Annotated in this window: 15 protein-coding genes; 7 read left to right on the top strand and 8 right to left on the bottom strand. The window is 48.3% G+C overall.

Annotated elements, in window-relative coordinates; all coding sequences use genetic code 11:
* Positions 1-36: 36 nt before the first annotated feature.
* The 4 genes from KB186_RS11580 to KB186_RS11565 all read right to left on the bottom strand — a co-directional run bounded on the left by KB186_RS11580 (position 37) and on the right by KB186_RS11565 (position 7,724).
* Entirely contained in the window at positions 37-5,526 is a 5,490-nt protein-coding gene (locus KB186_RS11580) for a chitobiase/beta-hexosaminidase C-terminal domain-containing protein (RefSeq protein WP_232773642.1), read from the bottom strand.
* A gap of 171 nt (positions 5,527-5,697) precedes the next feature.
* Entirely contained in the window at positions 5,698-6,378 is a 681-nt protein-coding gene (locus KB186_RS11575; RefSeq protein ID WP_221867532.1) for a queuosine precursor transporter, read from the bottom strand.
* A 69-nt stretch (positions 6,379-6,447) separates the two neighbouring features.
* Positions 6,448-7,056: a Crp/Fnr family transcriptional regulator gene (locus KB186_RS11570; protein ID WP_221867531.1), complete on the bottom strand. Its 609-nt coding sequence runs from the start codon at positions 7,054-7,056 to the stop codon at positions 6,448-6,450.
* 140 nt (positions 7,057-7,196) lie between these two features.
* Positions 7,197-7,724 carry an HPP family protein gene (locus KB186_RS11565; RefSeq protein ID WP_221867530.1) on the bottom strand — a complete coding sequence of 176 codons (528 nt, stop codon included), beginning with the start codon at positions 7,722-7,724 and terminating at the stop codon, positions 7,197-7,199.
* Positions 7,725-7,863: 139 nt separating this feature from the next.
* On the opposite strand from KB186_RS11565, the gene KB186_RS11560 reads away from it, so the two are divergent.
* Both KB186_RS11560 and KB186_RS11555 read left to right on the top strand, forming a co-directional pair.
* Complete coding sequence (locus KB186_RS11560) at positions 7,864-8,820, top strand: GntR family transcriptional regulator (RefSeq protein ID WP_232773641.1); 957 nt, start codon at positions 7,864-7,866, stop codon at positions 8,818-8,820.
* 161 nt (positions 8,821-8,981) lie between these two features.
* The gene (locus KB186_RS11555; protein ID WP_173608928.1) at positions 8,982-10,052 is read left to right on the top strand and encodes a hypothetical protein; all 1,071 of its coding nucleotides are present in this window, start codon (positions 8,982-8,984) and stop codon (positions 10,050-10,052) included.
* 149 nt (positions 10,053-10,201) lie between these two features.
* Here KB186_RS11555 and KB186_RS11550 read toward each other — a convergent pair whose 3' ends face one another.
* Entirely contained in the window at positions 10,202-11,482 is a 1,281-nt protein-coding gene (locus tag KB186_RS11550; protein WP_255688669.1) for an NCS2 family permease, read from the bottom strand.
* Positions 11,483-11,649: 167 nt separating this feature from the next.
* On the opposite strand from KB186_RS11550, the gene KB186_RS11545 reads away from it, so the two are divergent.
* The 3 genes from KB186_RS11545 to KB186_RS11535 all read left to right on the top strand — a co-directional run bounded on the left by KB186_RS11545 (position 11,650) and on the right by KB186_RS11535 (position 14,745).
* On the top strand, positions 11,650-12,522 hold the full coding sequence (locus KB186_RS11545; RefSeq protein ID WP_232773639.1) for a LysR family transcriptional regulator: 873 nt from the start codon (positions 11,650-11,652) through the stop codon (positions 12,520-12,522).
* A gap of 77 nt (positions 12,523-12,599) precedes the next feature.
* Entirely contained in the window at positions 12,600-14,123 is a 1,524-nt protein-coding gene (locus KB186_RS11540) for a glycine betaine uptake BCCT transporter (RefSeq protein ID WP_173608931.1), read from the top strand.
* 91 nt (positions 14,124-14,214) lie between these two features.
* Positions 14,215-14,745, top strand: coding sequence for a hypothetical protein (locus tag KB186_RS11535; RefSeq protein ID WP_232773638.1), 531 nt, complete (start codon positions 14,215-14,217; stop codon positions 14,743-14,745).
* Positions 14,746-14,776: 31 nt separating this feature from the next.
* Here KB186_RS11535 and KB186_RS11530 read toward each other — a convergent pair whose 3' ends face one another.
* The 3 genes from KB186_RS11530 to KB186_RS11520 form a co-directional block, all read right to left on the bottom strand.
* A complete protein-coding gene (locus KB186_RS11530; protein ID WP_173608933.1) occupies positions 14,777-15,229 on the bottom strand; it encodes a 2-thiouracil desulfurase family protein in 453 nt (150 codons plus the stop codon).
* Between the two features lie 24 nt (positions 15,230-15,253).
* A complete protein-coding gene (coaA, locus tag KB186_RS11525) occupies positions 15,254-16,192 on the bottom strand; it encodes a type I pantothenate kinase (protein ID WP_229087973.1) in 939 nt (312 codons plus the stop codon).
* A 191-nt stretch (positions 16,193-16,383) separates the two neighbouring features.
* The gene (locus KB186_RS11520; RefSeq protein WP_047070550.1) at positions 16,384-16,836 is read right to left on the bottom strand and encodes a Dps family protein; all 453 of its coding nucleotides are present in this window, start codon (positions 16,834-16,836) and stop codon (positions 16,384-16,386) included.
* 261 nt (positions 16,837-17,097) lie between these two features.
* Between KB186_RS11520 and KB186_RS11515 the strand changes: the two genes are divergently transcribed.
* A complete protein-coding gene (locus tag KB186_RS11515) occupies positions 17,098-17,523 on the top strand; it encodes a DUF1259 domain-containing protein (protein ID WP_173608935.1) in 426 nt (141 codons plus the stop codon).
* Positions 17,524-17,575: 52 nt separating this feature from the next.
* Positions 17,576-18,007, top strand: coding sequence for a DUF1259 domain-containing protein (locus tag KB186_RS11510; RefSeq protein ID WP_173608936.1), 432 nt, complete (start codon positions 17,576-17,578; stop codon positions 18,005-18,007).
* The last annotated feature ends 182 nt before the right edge of the window (positions 18,008-18,189 follow it).

Here is an 18,189-nt window from a genome sequence, read left to right as displayed (position 1 = left end):
GGCTGGGAAGCTTTCTCCCAACCCGTTTTCTTTTCGTCAATTGCTCTTAACCGTGACAGTTACCTTCGCTGTCTTGCCATTGTAGCTGATCGTGATGGTCACTCTTGTCCCTGGTTTGGCATCATCCAAGACAAGAATACGTCCAGACTCATCCACCTCTACCTGTTCGGGCTTGCTTGATGTGAACTCGATACCCGCTGCTTCGGTAACGTCCTCTTCTGCATCATTACCGAGGATCGCCTTCACCTTGAGTTGTGCTTCCTCTCCTTGGGCTAGCTTGAGAGATTTCGGCTCGATCTCGATCCTTTTCAGGGCACTCTCTCCGACGACATAAGTTGCCGCCGTTGTTACTGTAAAGCTACCCAAATCATCTTCCTTCGTCACCTGGATCGCTTTACCCTTGAGTCCAGTAGCTGCTCTCCACATATTGCTACGGTACGAATACGCCTGGAGCTTTTCGCTTGCGTCCTCGGCGACTGGCAGACCAAGTGTAAAGCCTGTTTTGCCGAGATTTGTCACTTTTTTACCGTTGCTCCACACTTGCAATTGATACGCTTCGCCAGGGTTCGGCACACCTTTCCACCCGTTCCCGTTTGCTTGTGTCAGAGTGAGAGCAAATTCTCTTGCACGCTGAGCGGCAAAATATGTGCCAGGCACCTCAACCCATGCTTCGCTGTCCAAGGTTACGCGAATGCCTACCTCTTTTTCCTTTAATTGTTCAACGAGCTGTTGTTCCAGGGTCACCGTTGGATCAGCGGATTCTCCCTTGCGAGAACGCGTGTCGCTCGCATCGTCATCGCCTTCTTTCACCTGAACGAACAGCACAGGAGCAAAGCCGATCTTTTCTTTCACGGACTCGATTGCCTTCATGAATTCCCCGAGTACGTCCAGAAGCTCATCTACTTGTTCGTCATCTGCCTTGATTTCATCCCCATCTTCTATGACGACAGTGCCAAGCTTTTTCAAGAGCTCTCCTGCCAATGTTCGGACATGCTTGGCTACCTCTTTGGAAATATCCTTTTCATCGAGCGGCTCCAGCGCTGTTTTCGCCAAACTCGTCAAAGAGGCAAGTGCCAGGCGGGCAATCTCTTCATCCTCGATGCCATCTTCAGTGAGCGGGTCAAATGCTTTGTCCAAAAAGCTCTTCGTCACATCTTGGAGTGTCTCTTCACTGATAATTCCTCGCTCAGCCTGCTCGGTTACTGCCTCGAGTACAATCGTGATCGTATCCGTGACTGTCTCCCATTTCTCCGTCGGCGTCCATTGCTTGGCATCCAGAAGTTTTTCCAAATGGCTGAGCACTTGATCCACCTGACCCAAAATGGCTTTCTCCCCGTTACTTGAGGAGATCACTTGAGCTGCTTGCTTGTTCAACTCACGCTGCGCGTCCGGTGTGGGTGTTCTGTCCGGCGGCGTAACTGGCGGTGGTGAATCCGGCTTGGCCGGAACCTGTACGGTCAATACTTTCGTTTCTGCTGTCGATTGATCGGATGCTCGCGTGACCTCCAAAACTAGGTCTACATTCGTCTGGCGATATGGCAGCGTAATTTTTCCATCCAGCGCAATGACTGCTGGATCACTAGACGACTTGATCGCGATAGTAAAGCCTGTAGGTACTTCTGGCAGCTTCAAACGGGTCTCACCCGCTGCGGGCTGTGTGAGCTGCGTAATGCTTTCCGCGACTTCTTGTGCTGTTTTTTCCGGCGTACCACGATCCTTCAAGTCCAGTTGGACAAGGACGGGATTATGATCACTCACACGTCCCTCGCTCTCGGTCAAGCCAGCGTTGATGTGAACGATGTCAACCTTTGTGTCATCCTTCAAGTGGTTGCTGACCAAAATTTGATCCAAGACTTGGGAGTTCCCTTGGTACACGTACGTATACTGCTCACCCTTCGGCAGTTTCTCGACCATATTGGTCAAAACGCCATCTGCCAATTCCTGCACCGGATTCGAAAACGGGAAATCGTTGAGATCGCCCAGCACCACAACATTTGCTTTCGCTTCCGCTGCATGGATTTCTTTTACGAAGTTATTTAACACACGGGCAATTTTCATCCGCTGTACTTCACTCACCAGCTGTGGCGGCTGATCTTTTCCAAACAGCGCTTGATCTCCACCCTTGGAGTTGAAATGGTTGGCGATGACAATGACTGGATCGCCCTGGAAAATGAATTCCGCTGCCAGTGGCTTACGGCTCGAAGCAAACGCCGCGTTGGTCGGATCTACCCGTCCTGGATTGTGTGACAAATGCGCTATACCATCTCGTGTCTCGATTTGCACCGCATCAGTCGCACCACCTGGCGTTCCTGCTGCCAGCTGAACCCGTTCTGGGTTGTAGAAGAAGCCGACACGGATGTTTCCTCCTGGCTGTCCACCATCCTGATTGTTCTGTGGCGCAATATCGATGTATCGGTAAGTCGGTCCGTTTTTGTTTGCTATTGCTTTGATCAATGCGTCCGCAGACTGCGTAGCATCTGTTTGCCCATTGTCCGTCGGGCCATTATCGTCCTGCATTTCCACCACTCCGACAATATCCGGCGCTTTCATGTTGTCTACAATCGTCTCGGCGATGCGATTGATTTTGGCAGAATCGGTTTTTGCCGAGAAATTCTCGATGTTGTACGAAGCGATTGTCAGCTTGTCTTCTTTTGGGGAAATACTTGTCACTGGCTGCTCATAATGGCTTGGCTGTACCGTAAACGCTCGTGTATGGAACAGCTTGTAGTTCGCAAAGCTGTAATCAATGATACCTACCAGCGGGCCGTCAAATTTGTCGCCGACTTTTACTTCTCCAGTAATCGATTCGAGTTTGTCCGATACCGTGATGCGCTCAGGGTGAAAATCATTGGCTTCCAGCACCACTCCGCCGGCTGGCGTACGTGGCTGATTCGGATGGGCTCGATCATCGATGACGACAAATTCCGTTGCGCGTGGATTGGTAAACGTCTTGGTTTCGCCAACCACGATTGGATTTTCGATTTGTACCAGCATGCCTTCGAGGCTTTCCCAGAAGTCGATGCCGTCTTGGTCTGGATCGAATTTGCCGAGACTGTCGTTGTCGATAATTCCTTTCGGATATTCGTAGTTGTCTTTGCCCAAGATGAGTGGGTCTGGGAGTCCCTTTGCTGGATTTACAACGGCGTACGAGGTTGCATCAATTTGCGTTTGAGTGAGGTCTGTACCCGCCCTGTTCGATGGTACATATTCCTTGACGGTACCACTAACGGTTACTTCATCGCCAGGGGCGACCGCTGCTTTTGGCTCGTAAACGTAAATGCCTTCAGAGGTAAATGGATCTGCGTCCGGTTGCGGGTCTTGCATATAAAAGCCTTGTACATTGCTGCCGCTTTTGACGATGGCCGTGACGATTCCTGGAATATTGGTCACCGTTCCATCCGTCATCGGTGAGCGGTGCGAGGTTCCTTGAATGTCATGGATACGAATGTTTTCTTTTTGAACCACATAGCGGAAGATCGCTATATTGCTGTCTGTGTAACCATCCTTGACGGCTATGGCTGAAAGTGTCGTATCCGTATCAATCTGGATCGGTCCCGTATACTTGATGCTTCCTCTGCCGGGCGTTGAACCATCTACCGTATAGAAGATCGTAGCGTCAGCCATCGTCGTTGTGAGCGTGACATTTGTTCCTTTTGTCACCATAGGACCAGCTGGGCTCGCTGTGACCATCGGGACTTTATTCTCGTCCTCGACGAGATCGGCAACAGTGCGCGGCACCAGCTTGTATACATTGCGGTCGTAGTTCACCACGCCTGTAATAGCTGCATAGCTCTTGTTCACTGGTAGCAGAAGAGAGGCATCCGGTCGAGACACAAACGTGCCGTGCTGATCCTCCAGCGTATAGTTGCCGCTTGATACTGATTTGACAGTAACCACCTTCACGGTTACCAGTTTGCCTTCCAATGCCTCTCCTGTAGCAGTTGCAAAATCAGTGGAAGTCACAACTTGCGTTTTAGGCACACCTGCTTGCTTTTGCACGATTTCCACGTTATTGGTGAGTGCTTCGAGTTGAGCAAGTCCATAATAATCATTCATTTTTCCGGTAGCTCGGATCTTGTCTCCTACCTCAACTTTGCCAGTCAGCCCTGGCGCACGAAGTACGAGTCCTGCCGTCTCATCTTGGAAGTACACGTTGTTTTGTCCGCCCGCTTCAAACATCGCGGTCACCGTTCCGACGACAATCACGTTCGTCCCAACCGGGGTTTTTCTTGCTTCAGCAATCGTCGTCGAACCTACGGCTGACTTGGTGACGCTAACTTCCGGGCTCTCAAACGACTTGCCATATGCCCCAACTGTTTGCTGCGTTACGAGGATATGATCCAACTGGTCGATGTTTGGAATCGTAAAGGAAAATGACCCATTTGCCTGTGCCGTTCCAGTTTCTTTGTTACTAAGCATTAGCGGTTGTTTTTGTGGATCGTATGCACGCAGTATCGCATTCCCTGCTGCCGCACCTGCTTCTCCACGCAGCTCGCCCACACCGTTCAATGCTTGCAGGCTGACTTTATCCTGGATCATAGCTGGGCTTGCTACCGCTGGCCTCAGCTCAATGCTCGCGCTTTCCTTCTTGCTGCCTTCCGTTGCCGTGAGATAGACTCCCTGTGCATTTGGATCGGGATTGGTAAAAGTCAGGCCGATCAGTCCGGAAGCATCCGAATCTTGCTGTGCCAAAGGAGTGTCGTTACCTGTTCCGGTAGGCTGACTCGCATAAACCTTAATAGTCCGCCCTTGACCGGCATAGCCGCGAATTGTTGCTTGGATAGGATCCGTATGATCAAAAATGAGTTCTGTGGCATTCGGCTTTTCGGTCACATCTGTTGGTAGCGGCGGTTCTACCGGGCTTTGCGTGTTTTTCGGGGTAGGTGCCCCTGTAATAAAATCGTTGCCGTTGTTATTGGTATCCCAGCCATTTCCTCCGTTCGGCACAATGCCACTGGCGTCGCTAATGCGTTGGGCACTGGTCGTATTCGAGGGAGCTGGTGCTGGTGAGTTGCCCTCAGATGAATTGGCATCACCAAATCCAACCATATCAGCAACACCTGCTTGTGAGGATACATCTGTTCCAGTTAAAGGTGTTGTATGGCTGACGAGAGCGACTTTCCCTTTCGTACCTGACAAATCAGTCTTTCCAGTATCATCAGGAGAAGGGAGTTCTGTCCCTCCACCTTGTCCTGCCGCTTGCTGAATCAAATAAAATCCATAGGGGGCAATGCTTCCAGTCAAATTAGTTGCCTGCCATTTCTCACCCGTAGCAGAAGCATACTGAACTGACCACCCTACTAGCGAAACAGCCGTGTCTGTCGGGTTATACAATTCAATGAAGTCATTCTTGTAATGGGCACCTGAATTCCCCCCACCCCCATACACCTCACTGATCACCACATGATCAGCCCGCTCGGCTTTTACCTGTGGTATCCACCCGGTCGGTAAAACAGTTCCCATCATGACCGCGGCTATTAACACCAGCTTTGGCCATCTGGAAGTAATCCCTCTTTTTTTCAACATTCTTGCATCATTCCTCCTCACATCATTCGGAAGTAATTACTATAAGATGGTAAACGCATAACCTGAATCTTATGTAAATTTGATGTAAAGTTTGTATAATCCTTCTAAACATGGAAAAACAAAAACCGCCAAGTTTCATCGTCCTTGGCGGTTTTTCCGTGTTTTTGTCAATTAGCTTTCGTCCACTTTCATACTACGTGCGATATAAAGAGCCGGCGTCGAAGCTGCCGATACGACAAACTTGATCAGGTAGGTGGTCAACAGGATTTGCCACCAAACATCCATCGGGAATTCTCCCAAAAAGGCAATCGTACAAAAGGTAACCGAGTCAAGCAACTGACTAAAGAGCGTGCTTCCATTATTGCGAATCCAGAGCTGATTTGGGCCCGGACATTTTTTCTTCAACCACGAATAGATTTTCACGTCGACAAACTGGCTGACAAAATACGCACACAAGCTACCCAGTGCAACTCTTGGCATCAAGCCAAAAATCGTCTCTAAGGAACCTTGGGCAATATCTGTTTCCTGTGGTTCAAACACCAGCACGAGCTGCATGATGATCGTAGCCGCAATTAAGGTAAAGAAGCCGAACCATACGGCTTTTTTCGCTTCTCTTTCCCCATACTTCTCGTTCAATAGATCGCTTACCAAATAAATAGAAGCATAAATCGTATTGCCGAGCGTCATGACCAAGCCGAACATTTCGATCGTTTTGACCACTTGGATGTTGGCCAGCACGGTTGCCATCCCGATCCACGCGTACAGTCCCATTCTGCCGAACAATCGGTAGCAGAGCAGGAACAGCCCGAAGTTCACCAGAGCAAACAGCACTCCGATCCAAAAATTAAACATATGATTTCCTCCTAGTTTTGATAACGCGGGAGTTTACGAACCGCGGCCCGTTTTGAGCATTCAATCATTTTACTTGCATTCTCTTTTTTTATCAACCATTCTCGAGGCATGTACCGCAATCGACATGCGGGACACCAACACCATTCCCTCATCGACCAAACTCGCTAATGCTAATGAAACAGTTTCTCTGGTCGCCCCTACCATGTTGGCAATCTCCTGGTGGGAGAGAGATACGGTCAATTTCCAAAACGGCCCCTCTGCTTTTCCGAACCGCTGACATAACTGAACCAACAGATGCAACACGCGATCCCTGACCGATTCCAAGGCCAGCTTTTCCATCCGCTCCTCTTGTTCGCCCAATCGTTTTGACAACTGATACATCATTTCTTTCAAGCGTGGTGGACATGCTTGCAGCATTTCTTCCATCCGAGTCGCACTCCAATGAGTAAGGGTCGTTTTTTGCATCGCTTCAATGTACACAGCACGTGACCCTAGCACCATTTCCCCAATCTCGCCAAAAACAGCTCCGGGTCCCAGCAATCCCACGGTAAAGGATTTTCCATCCTCGTTTAACCGAGAGAGACGCAGAAGTCCCTTTTGAATGAAAAAAATGCCCATTCGAGTGTCCGTCGGTGTCTGAAACACCGTTTTCTTGGCTAGAACGATTTGCTCACTCATGATACATCCTCTCCACACCACATACCTAGTTACCTATACTTTTATGTATTTCATCTCATTTGTCAATCACCCTCTCCTCTTCTTTCTCCATGAAAAAATGACCCCCTAATAAAAGGCGGCCATTGTTTACTGTGATATTGCTATACCCAAAACACAGGATAAGCACGCTTCTTATGCATGTTATTGACGAATAGCGCAATCAGCACAACCACTACTGCACCTATAAGTACCGGAGACAATAAAAACTCCCATCCCTTGCCGTCCATGACAATGACGATCGGATTGGCACCCGCAGGAGGATGGGTCGTTTTCGTGACATGCATGACGACAATCGCAAGACCGACACTAACTGCTACGACCCACAGCTGCGATCCGCCTATTTGATAAAGCAGCACGCCAACCAAGCTGGTAAAAAAATGCCCCCCGACGATATTGCGCGGCTGAGATAACGGCGAATCCCAAGCCACGAAAGCAAGCACACAGCTTGCTCCAAATGAAGCCATCAACCAAACAGCGGTGGTGAATTCCGTCAGCATGCCCAACACCCCTATCGTCACTAATCCGCCAAGGCCCCCAATCAAAGCAACCGAGCCAGATATTTTCAAAGGCGTTCTGCTTCTCCCCTTCATTTTGGCTACAAATCCCTTTATGCTCCATTCATCACTCATCACAGTCACCTCCTGCTCCCATCGTAGCAAGTGACCCTTCCTTGTTCTGTAAGCTATCTTACAAAAACACAAATAATAGCTAGTTACCTAGATATTTAGTAAAATAAAATACAAACACCAAACTGTGAGGCGAATATCCATGACTCAATCACTTGTGCGGCTAAATCCAGACTTTCCAATCCCGATTCATGTGCAAATCAAAGAACAATTGAAGCTTCTCGTTGGCCTCGGCCACCTTCAACCGAGCGAAATGCTCCCACCTGCTGCCCAATTAGGGGATCAGCTGCAAGTCAACCGTAACACCATCAATGCTGTATACACACAGCTACGGGATGAAGGTCTCGTCCATATGCAAAAGGGTCGCGGCACCTCTGTCGCCGACAATTCTGCGATTACTGCCTTTCGCATGCGGCAGCAATCGCTTTATGATCACGCCAAAACCATCATGACCGAAGCACAGCAGCTTCCGTTTTCGCTGGATGAGCTTATGCTTGCTTCCATTGCTTACGGGCACTTGTTTCTTTCCCGGTCCAAAAAAGAAGCCCGATGGCTCTTGGTAGAATGTCACGAGCATGACCATCCTTTTTATCGTAGGAAAATAGAAGAGATCATTGGTCAGCCCATTCAGGCTGCCTATCTTGAAAACCATTCAGATGTTCTCTCTGCTATACAAGATGCCGACCAAATCGTCACCACCGTCAATCATGCAGAGGAGGTAAAAGAATTAGCTGCTCGTTATCACAAATCAGTCCTCATCATTGGAGCAAGTGCCCAGACGAGCACGCTTCTGGAGATCGCTCGCCTGGAGGCAGGCCGTGCAGTTGGGTTTGTTTGTCTCGGAAAAAAAGGCGGGGAATGGATGGCGAGACGGGTACAAGAGGCAGGTATCGAACAGATTCAACACATGACCGCAGGATTCGCTGATGAACGCTCCTTGCAGCAGATTATCCACGATTCTGACTTGCTCTATGCCTCCGCTGCGGTATATGATCAGCTCCTCGCGTTAGCTCCAGACAAAACACGTCTCTATCCCATGCTGTTGGAGCAAAGCAGCGAGGCACTGCTAAAAGAAGCGAGCAACCTCCTAGCCCCCTAACTTTTACCTGTTACCGATTTGTAGGATTTATGTCGATAGTCTGTAACCAATGCAGCCACCCTATCGTACATAATGAACGTGTAGCAAGGACAAGCCAAGATGCAGCAGACTACACATTTACATCATGATCAGTCAGCAAGACTGGGGAGGAGATTCACCACATGAAACACTTGAAACACTTGAACAAACTCGTAACAGGAACAGTACTAACTTCCGTACTTTTCACTGGAGGGTATGCAATCACAGCAGATGCAAGCAACACAACTGCTACAACAAAAGGCTTGCAAGAGATTACGAAAAAAACAGCAGACGTAACGGGTGACAAAACCGCAGACACAGTGGTTCTGTACGGGAAAAAAGAGAAAAACAGCCCATACGTGAAGGACCTCACCATCAAAGTAACAGATGGCAAAACGAAGAAATCTTTTAACATCGACGTGAAGGACAACGGCTACGAGCCGAAGCTGTCCGTTCAAGATTTCACTTACGATAAAAAAGGCGAGATCATGGTTACTGCAAGCACTGGCGGAAGCGGCGGCTACACAACCAATCACATCTACACCGTGAAAGATGGAAAAGCGAAAGAACTCAGCCTGCCAGGTCTCGATAAAAACAAAGCAGGCGTAGTCGGAGCGGACTTCGTCGAACTGAAACCGATCGACCTAAACAAAAATGGCCTCTACGTACTGGAAGGCACAGAGCGCCTGACTGGTGATTACAATGCAGATGTTCGCGGCTACCTCAAATCCAAATGGAAGTGGAACCAAACCAAATGGGAATTGATGAGTGCCAACTTCGAACCAGCTGTAAAACCACTCGAAGTCTATCATGATACTTTCAAAAGCCAAGACGCAGCCTTTACTTTTAAAGGTCCAAAATCTTGGAATGGCAACATCCTTGTTGAGGAAAAAACAGGCCCAAATGCAGACGAATACTTGCCAGAAGCAAAGAGTGTAACCCGCTTCATCTTCAATGCTGACAAAGCGGAAGATCGTACACCTGTTGTAGTTATCACCGCGTTTGACCTGAATGACTGGAAAAAACTGAACAACCCGGACGAGCCACCAGTCGGCGTCGAAATTGCACGTAACCAAGCAACCAACACGGTTTATGTAGCAAGCTTGCCACAAGACACAGTATTTGATCCAGCAAGCAAAGAAGGGAAGAAATTCATCCCTCTGATGATGTCTCTGGACCAAGTAAAACAAGCGTTTACGCTGGTAAAACGATAATCAATGCGCATCTCTCCGTGAATAATCCCTTTGCCTCTCTCATTGGCAAAGGGACTTTTTCATTGTTTTTAAGATGGTTTTACGAGGCAAATCGCACGGGAGAACAGAACAAAAAAACCCCCGACACAAGTCGAGGGAAACCTTCTCTTTTATGCGAAGATCGGCAGCATGAGATTCAGCAAGAACAATCCCGCGATGACATACATGAGCGCAGGCACTTCACGGCGTTTGCCCAATGCGAGCTTCAAGAGCGGATACGCCACGAATCCAAACGCAATTCCATCTACAATGCTGTAGGACAACGGGATAATCGCGATGATCAAAAAGGCAGGGAAGCCTTCCGAGAAGTCCTTCAGATTGATATTCTGTACATTTTGCAGCATCAGTGCGCCAATGATGATGAGCACCGGAGCAATGGCTCCATCTGGAATCATTTTGATGACAGGAAGCAAACCGAGCGAGAGCAGGAACAAGGTACCTGTTACAAGTGCGGTCAGTCCCGTCCGTCCTCCCGCTGCGATTCCTGCGGCTGTCTCTACCGTCGAAACCGTCGGACTGGTTCCCAGAATGCCAGAGATGGCAGCCGACAATGCATTCGCTTGCAGCGACCGGCCAAACTTCTCCGGCTGCCCAAGCATCGAGGTATGCCCATGAATCAAGCCGATATTTTCAAAGACGATGACCATCGCCAATGAGAAGGTCGCGATCCAAAATGGCAACGCCCAAATGGCTGAAAAGGAAAGACCCGCAAATACGCTTCCGTAATCCGCGAATGAAAACGAGCCTCCCCCTCCTGGCTCGATAATCCCGAACAAAAAGCCAAGTCCTGTACCAACCGCAATACCGATCAAGAAGTTGCCCGGTACATTACGAACAAACAAAATCAACGTAACAATCAAAGTTATCAGCGTGACGATCACATGCGGGCTGGACACGTCACCCAGCGCGACAAATGTAGACGGATTCATAACGATTAGCCCGCCTTTTTGCAGACCGATGAAGGTCAAGAACAGCCCGATCCCTACGGTAATCGCTTCTTTTAGCGAAGCGGGTATCGCACTGGACAATATTTTCGCGGCCTTTGTAAAGGCAATGACACTAAAGATCAGACCCGAAACAAAAACAGCTGCCAATGCTTCTTGCCAAGTGAGGCCCATCGATTTGCATAACGTGAACGTAAACAGGGCGTTGATCCCCATGCCGGGAACCAGAATAATAGGTGCATTTGCCCAAAAGGCCATAAGAAGTGACCCGATAAATGCCGTCAATACAGTCGCCAGAATGCCTGCTTCCATCGGTATTCCAGCATCATTTAAAATCGAAGCGTTTACGGCAACAATGTAAACAATGGTGACAAAGCCAATAAATCCGGCGATGAGTTCCCTTTGAAACGTCGTGTCGTAAGCGCGCAAGTGAAATAGCTTTTCCATCCACGTACGCACGGATTTCCCTTCTTTCCTTTATGTCTTTTCCATGAAGTGAAGATTCACAGGAAACATGCTATCATAGCTTCATCAATATGAAAAATATCCATAAAATCTAATTTTCATATCGTTTTCATATGGAACCATTCTCGTAAGGAAAGAAGGCATTGTGTGTGGACATTCGGCAACTGCGTTATTTTATCGCCATAGCGGAAGAAGGTCAGATAACGGGAGCGGCTAAAAGGCTGAACATGGCCCAGCCGCCTTTGAGCCAGCAACTGAAACAAATGGAGGAGGAACTCGGAACCTTGCTTGTTGAGCGCTCAGGCAAACAAATGGTTCTGACAGAAGCAGGCGTCACTCTCTACAAACAGGCCCTCAATATCGTTCATCAAATGGAGGAAGCCCTTTCCGAGGTCAAAGAGACAGGCGAAGGCATTCGTGGGACGCTTTCCATCGGTGTCAGCGCACTGTCGGCCTATCGTCTGCCAGAACAAATTCGCGTGTTTCAGCAAAAATATCCGCTCATTACGTATAAAATTTGGAAAGGCGATACGCAGCTCCTCAATCAGTGGCTGGAGCGCAGAACCATAGAAGTCGCTATCGTACGTCTCCCCCACTCATTGAACAACTGCACCATGATTCCGTTGGAGGAAGAGGATTTTGTGCTCATTGTTCCTGCCACCTCCCCTTATGCCGATCGCAAAGAAATCGAAATGCGCGAGATCGCCCAGCTCCCGCTCATCATGCCGAGCACGCCAGGATTGGGCATCTACGACTTGATTATCAAGGAATTTTCCCGTCTAGGCGTGGAACCGCATGTCATCTGTGAGTGCCCGGACATCTCGCTCATCGTCAGCATGGTCGCCTCCTCTGTCGGTTCCTCCATCGTCCCCATCTCGGCATGGGAAACTCATCAGAGCGAACAAATTCGCGGGATTCGACTCTCCGGTACTTCTATTTATTCTTCCGCTGCTGTCGTTTGGCAGTCTGGACGCCATCTATCCAAAGCAGCGAATCGGTTTATCGAGACGTTTTCATCGTAACTCCAGTGGAATAATCTTGGAAATCCCGCGGGATGATAAACTATTACCATTTCTTGTAGATTCCCGGGAGGATAAAGATGACTTTCCTGATATCCTTGGTCATTGTATTTGTCATTGTGCTGTTCGGCGCGATTTCTCCTGAGCTGTTCGCCTCTGCGGCTTCCCATGTCCTGAAAGTGACCACGACGAATTTTGGCTGGTTTTATTTAATCGTGACTTTCGGTTTTCTGATCTTTTGCATCTTCCTTGCCTTTAGCAGATACGGACAAATCCCTTTGGGGAGCGACGATGATGAGCCGGAATACTCGCTGCCTACGTGGTTTGCCATGCTGTTTTCTGCTGGGATGGGGATCGGTCTTGTCTTTTGGGGAGTGGCAGAGCCCGTCTCTCATTACTTCGCTCCGCCAGCAGGTGTGACTGGACAAACGACCGAAGCCGCACAAACTGCTCTGCGCTATGCGTTTTTTCACTGGGGTCTGCATCCTTGGGGGATCTACGCTCTCATCGCACTCTCTCTCGCGTATTTTCAATTTCGCAAAGGGGCGAAGGGCTTGATTTCCTCCACCTTTGGCCCACTGCTCGGTGAACGCATACACGGACCGCTCGGAAAAGGGATCGATATTCTGGCTGTCATCGCCACGGCATTCGGTGTCGCAACCTCACTTGGCCTCGGAACTCTGCAAATAAATGGGGGCTTGTCTCACCTCTTTGGACTGCCGTCCAGTACCACAGTGCAGATCGTCATTATTTCCATAATTACAGTGCTATTTCTGCTCTCGGCTACGACAGGGCTGGATCGAGGTATCAAGTATTTGAGCAATACGAATCTGGTATTCGCTTTGTTGCTCCTCCTGCTAACGCTCGTACTGGGACCAACCTCATTTATTTTTGACGCCTTCACCAGCACACTGGGCAGTTATTTGAACAATCTCATCTCGATGAGCTTGCGACTGACCCCTTTTACACAAGGGACATGGGTAGCCAACTGGACACTGTTTTACTGGTCGTGGTGGATTGCCTGGGCGCCGTTCGTCGGCATGTTTATCGCACGCGTCTCCAAAGGTCGCACGATCAAGGAATTCGTCATTTGCGTGATGCTCGTTCCGAGTTTGTTGAGCTTTATTTGGTTTTCGGTTTTTGGCGGAACTGCTCTTCATCTTGAAATTTTTGATCAAGCGCCTATAGGGGCGGCGGTACAAAGTGACATATCGACTGCGTTGTTCCTCGCCCTGGAGCAGTTGCCTATGGGGTACATTCTCGCTGTCGTTGCGATTCTGTTAATCATTACCTTTTTTATTACATCAGCGGATTCCGCTATTTTCGTGCTCGGCATGCTGTCTTCTGATGGCAACCTGGACCCGTCGAATCGGGTAAAAATCACCTGGGGCGTCCTCCAATCCGCTATCGCGATTGTTCTGTTGTTAAGCGGCGGCTTGGAAGGCCTACAGACAGCCTCCATAGTGGCAGCACTGCCTTTTACCGTCATCATGGTCTTGATGTGCTTCTCCCTTGTCATGGCATTGCAAGAAGAAGACCGGATTGCGAAAAAGAAGCGGAAAGAACAGCAGAAGAAGCTGGAGAGGTTGTTGAAGGAGTTGTAAAAATTAGGAAGACCCTTCTATCAGGCATTATGCTTCGTGAAGGGTCTTTTTTGTGGTATTATATGGAAAATATTTCAAAGGATTTGATCGTATGGAGCTAGATCGTTCTTTTCGAAAAAAGATAGTACCGATACCGTACTGGAAATTGATGATTGTCTTCACACTATTCATTGCTTCGTTTATTATCTTGCAAGTATGGGAAAATCAAAATCGCCTCTATACCGACAATCTGTACATGAAACGATCGATTTTTACAGGTGTAATGTTTCAAGTGGAATTTATCAAGGAACCAAACAGGAAAGAAATAGAGCTGTACAGCTTTGCAACCCCAGACGCTCGAGTGGATCGCCAACAAATGCACAAAGACAACCAACTGGAGTTTTCATTACTGGAGGATAAAATCGATCTGCTCATTCGAGAAGAGCGCAATGTCATCTTTTATTTCCTAATCTTGTCGTACATACTGTCCGTTTGGTTTATACTGCGAAATGTTATTCGCGATCATAGCCTTCCTGCGTTAGCATTTGTTGCATGTGTCTTCTTCAGTTTTTCTCTTTGGCGTTCTTGGTTCAAAATACAGGAGTTGCTTGAAGAGACCGCTTATTATATGAGCAGATTGTAAAGGGGGACGCTATTCATCGCGCCCCCCTTTGTTATTCATTAGATGTTTTCACCTCAGATGTTACCTCAATCCCGTTTCTGCGAAACAGCGCTGCCGTCAGCCCGACACCCGGCACTTTTTTCCCGGAAAAGCTGCCATCGTAAACGAAGGAGCTCCCACAGGACGGGCTGTTTTCTTTTAAGATAGCAGATGTGGCTCCAACCGTTTTCGCCAGCTTCAGTGCTTGGTTCGCCCCCATCAAAAATTCCTCGGTAACGTCTCGGCCAGTGTCGTCTATGATGCGTGCTTTGCCATCCAGAACATCATCTCCCGTACCCCCGATGATTTCGGCTGGCGGTCGTGGTGTTGGCAAGCCTCCCAGCTGTTCAGGACAGACGGGAATGGCCTTTCCTTCCCGGAGCAATTGCTCCAGCTCTTGGTTCAAGCATGACTTCTGATCGTAACGGCATTCACAGCCGATCAAACAGGCGCTAATCACTTTCATGACAACCGTCCTCCACCTTTTTATTTACAGCTTGCGCAGCTTCACGCTTTGTACCCTATGATCCTGCCCCTTGTCCAAAATCAATTGAGCGCGAACACGCGTCGGCAAAATGTTTTGACGCAGGTTAGCTCCATTGATCTCCGTCCAAATACCGGTGGCCACCTTAGTCGCCTCCTCATCAGACAAACTCGCGTAACGCTTGAAATACGAGGATGGATCGGAGAACGCAGTCTGACGCAGCAGCTTGAACCGCTCTACATACCATTGCAGGATGTGCTTCTCTTCCGCGTGTACGTAGATCGTGAAGTCAAAGAAATCCGAAACAATGACCTCGGAAATACGAGTATCGTTTTCGTCACCTCTAGGCGGTTGCAGCACATTCAAGCCTTCGACAATCAAAATGTCAGGCTGTCTGACGGTCTGCCATTCATCTGGCACGATGTCATATACAAGGTGGGAATAAACTGGTGCTTTCACTTCAGGCAAACCCGATTTTACATCGGATAAAAAATTGATAAAGCGGCGCAAGTCATAACTCTCCGGGAATCCCTTGCGCTTCATGATTCCTCTGTCTTCTAGGACCTTGTTCGGATACAGGAACCCGTCGGTCGTTACCAAATCCACCTTCGGATGATTCGGCCAGCGGGACAACAGCGTCTGCAAAATGCGAGCCGTTGTGCTTTTGCCTACAGCCACACTGCCTGCGATACCGATAATGAATGGAACCTTGCCATCCTGGTTCCCTAAAAAAGTGTGAGTCGCCTGGTACAGCTCCTGCGTGCCCCCGACATACAAATTCAGCAGACGGGACAACGGAAGGTAAATGTCGGAGACTTCGGTCATGGACATTTTCTCGTTTAAGCCCTGCAAAAGGGAAAGCTCGTTATCAGATATGGTCAACGGCGTGGAAGCCCGCAGAGCACTCCACTGCCCGCGATTAAATGTAACATAGGGTGATGCCATGGGAATGTACATCCTTTCCATCATGAAAGTGCTTACTTTATTTCACACAAGGTTAGTTTACACCAGCATGTCTTTCTTGGGAACAAGGGGGTTGCCCCAAATCAGACCAGCTCTGCACTTTGCCTTCATGAGTACATAGGAAAAAAGCCGATACCCCATGGCATCAGCTTTGCTTATAAAAGAATTTCTTGTTATTTTCCCAAGTGGGCTTGCAGCATCCACACATGCTTCTGCAAGCTGTCCATGATCCCTAAGAACATATCGCCAGTCGCTTCATCGTCCCCTGCTTCCGCGGCTGTAATACCTTCTTTGAGTTCTTTGATCAGGAGTGTAAAATCGTTCACGACTGCCTCTACCATCTGATCCGCAGACTCTCCACCTGTCGCTTCCTTAATGGAAGCCTGCTCCATACAGGCCTTCAACGTCGAAACAGGCTTGCCCCCAACCGTTAACAGCCGTTCTGCCAGCTCATCCACATTTTTGGCTGCCTCGTTGTATAGCTCCTCAAATTTTTCATGCAGGGTAAAGAAATTCGGTCCTTTGACAAACCAGTGATAATGATGCAGCTTCATATACAGCACAGACCAGTTGGCAACTTGTTTATTAAGTACGTCGGTCACGGGCCGACTCATTGTCATACTCATCCGGACGCTCCACCTCTCATGGTATAGATATAGCGTTTGTAGTATGTGGTCAATCAGGCGATTCTATTCTTTTCATGACAGTCCATCTTTTCTACAAGCTGGACGAAACTGCGAGCACGAGCTTATACAACTAGCTCCACGTATTGCTAAAAGCTCTGGAATGAAATGTGTGTCTTTTTCATGTAAAAAACCACAAATTACTCATTTCCCTTTTTTCTGTCAATCATAAGCTATTTCTAGATTGACAAAAGGAGGATTACTATGGCGCATAAAGCGAAAACGAAGGTTAGCCCACAATTCAAAAGACTCTGTACCCGATTTGGAAGAATATTAGGGGGCGAGTCGGAAATTGACAGTGGGCCGGTTTGTTTTGTCATGCGGCTTACAAATCTTCGAGAAACCATCTTAGGAAGACGAACGCTATCTCCTTTAGTTCGAGCTCAAATGTTTTCGTTTGAATCCCTTGATAAGTCGGGCCGTGCCCTTTGTTTGGGAGAGACTGCCGTTCACCAAAATCAGGTGAACCGCTTGATGTCGAATCTCCGCAAGCGCGGAATTAAAGTGACCGCACTTCACAACCACTGGCTAAAAGAAAACCCGCGCTTAATGTACATGCATTGGGAAGCGATAGAAAACCCTATCGTATTCGCTAGGAAAACCAAAGAGTCCATCGCATTCCTGGGTTAACATGGTGGAGCCATGAAGTTTTCATTTCATCATAATCGAAAGGATGACGGATATGGGCAAAGTAAATGCAAAAGCAAAGGCAAGTCCCCAGTTTAGAAGACTGTGTAACCGATTTTCAGCCATTTTAGGTGGAACAGAGCATGAAATTACAAGAGGTCCCGTTTGTTTCGTCTCCAGAAATAGAGTATTCAATGCGTCTATATTAGGCAGAAAAACCACATCTCCATTGGTCCGCTATCAATTGTTCTCATTCGAATCCTTGAACAGTTCGGGACGTGCACTATGTTTAGGGGAAACGGCTCTCTTCCAAAACCAAGTAAACCGTTTATTGTCAAACCTTCGCAAAAACGGGATAAAGGTAACAGCAGTCCATAATCACTGGCTCTTTGACAACCCGCGTCTTATGTATATTCATTGGGAGTCAATTGATAATCCCATTGCATTTGCCAGGAAAGTGAAGCGTTCTATTGCTTTTTTGGGATAATCATTGGTATTGATAACAGAAAACAGCGGCAGGATAACGTGATCATATCGTCCAAGACTGCCGCTCAGCTTCAAACCAAAAACGCGAGATTTCGTACACAATCCACGATTAGTATCCCCTGAATCTCCGTGCAATTGCGGATTCACGGGATATTGCCATTTTCGTTACTACTTTCACCTTTT

Source organism: Brevibacillus sp. AF8 (assembly GCF_021270385.1).
In the GTDB taxonomy this organism is placed as follows: Bacteria; Bacillota; Bacilli; order Brevibacillales; family Brevibacillaceae; genus Brevibacillus.
Note: the sequence above shows the minus strand (reverse complement) of the source record. Positions and strands in the feature narration are given on the sequence as shown.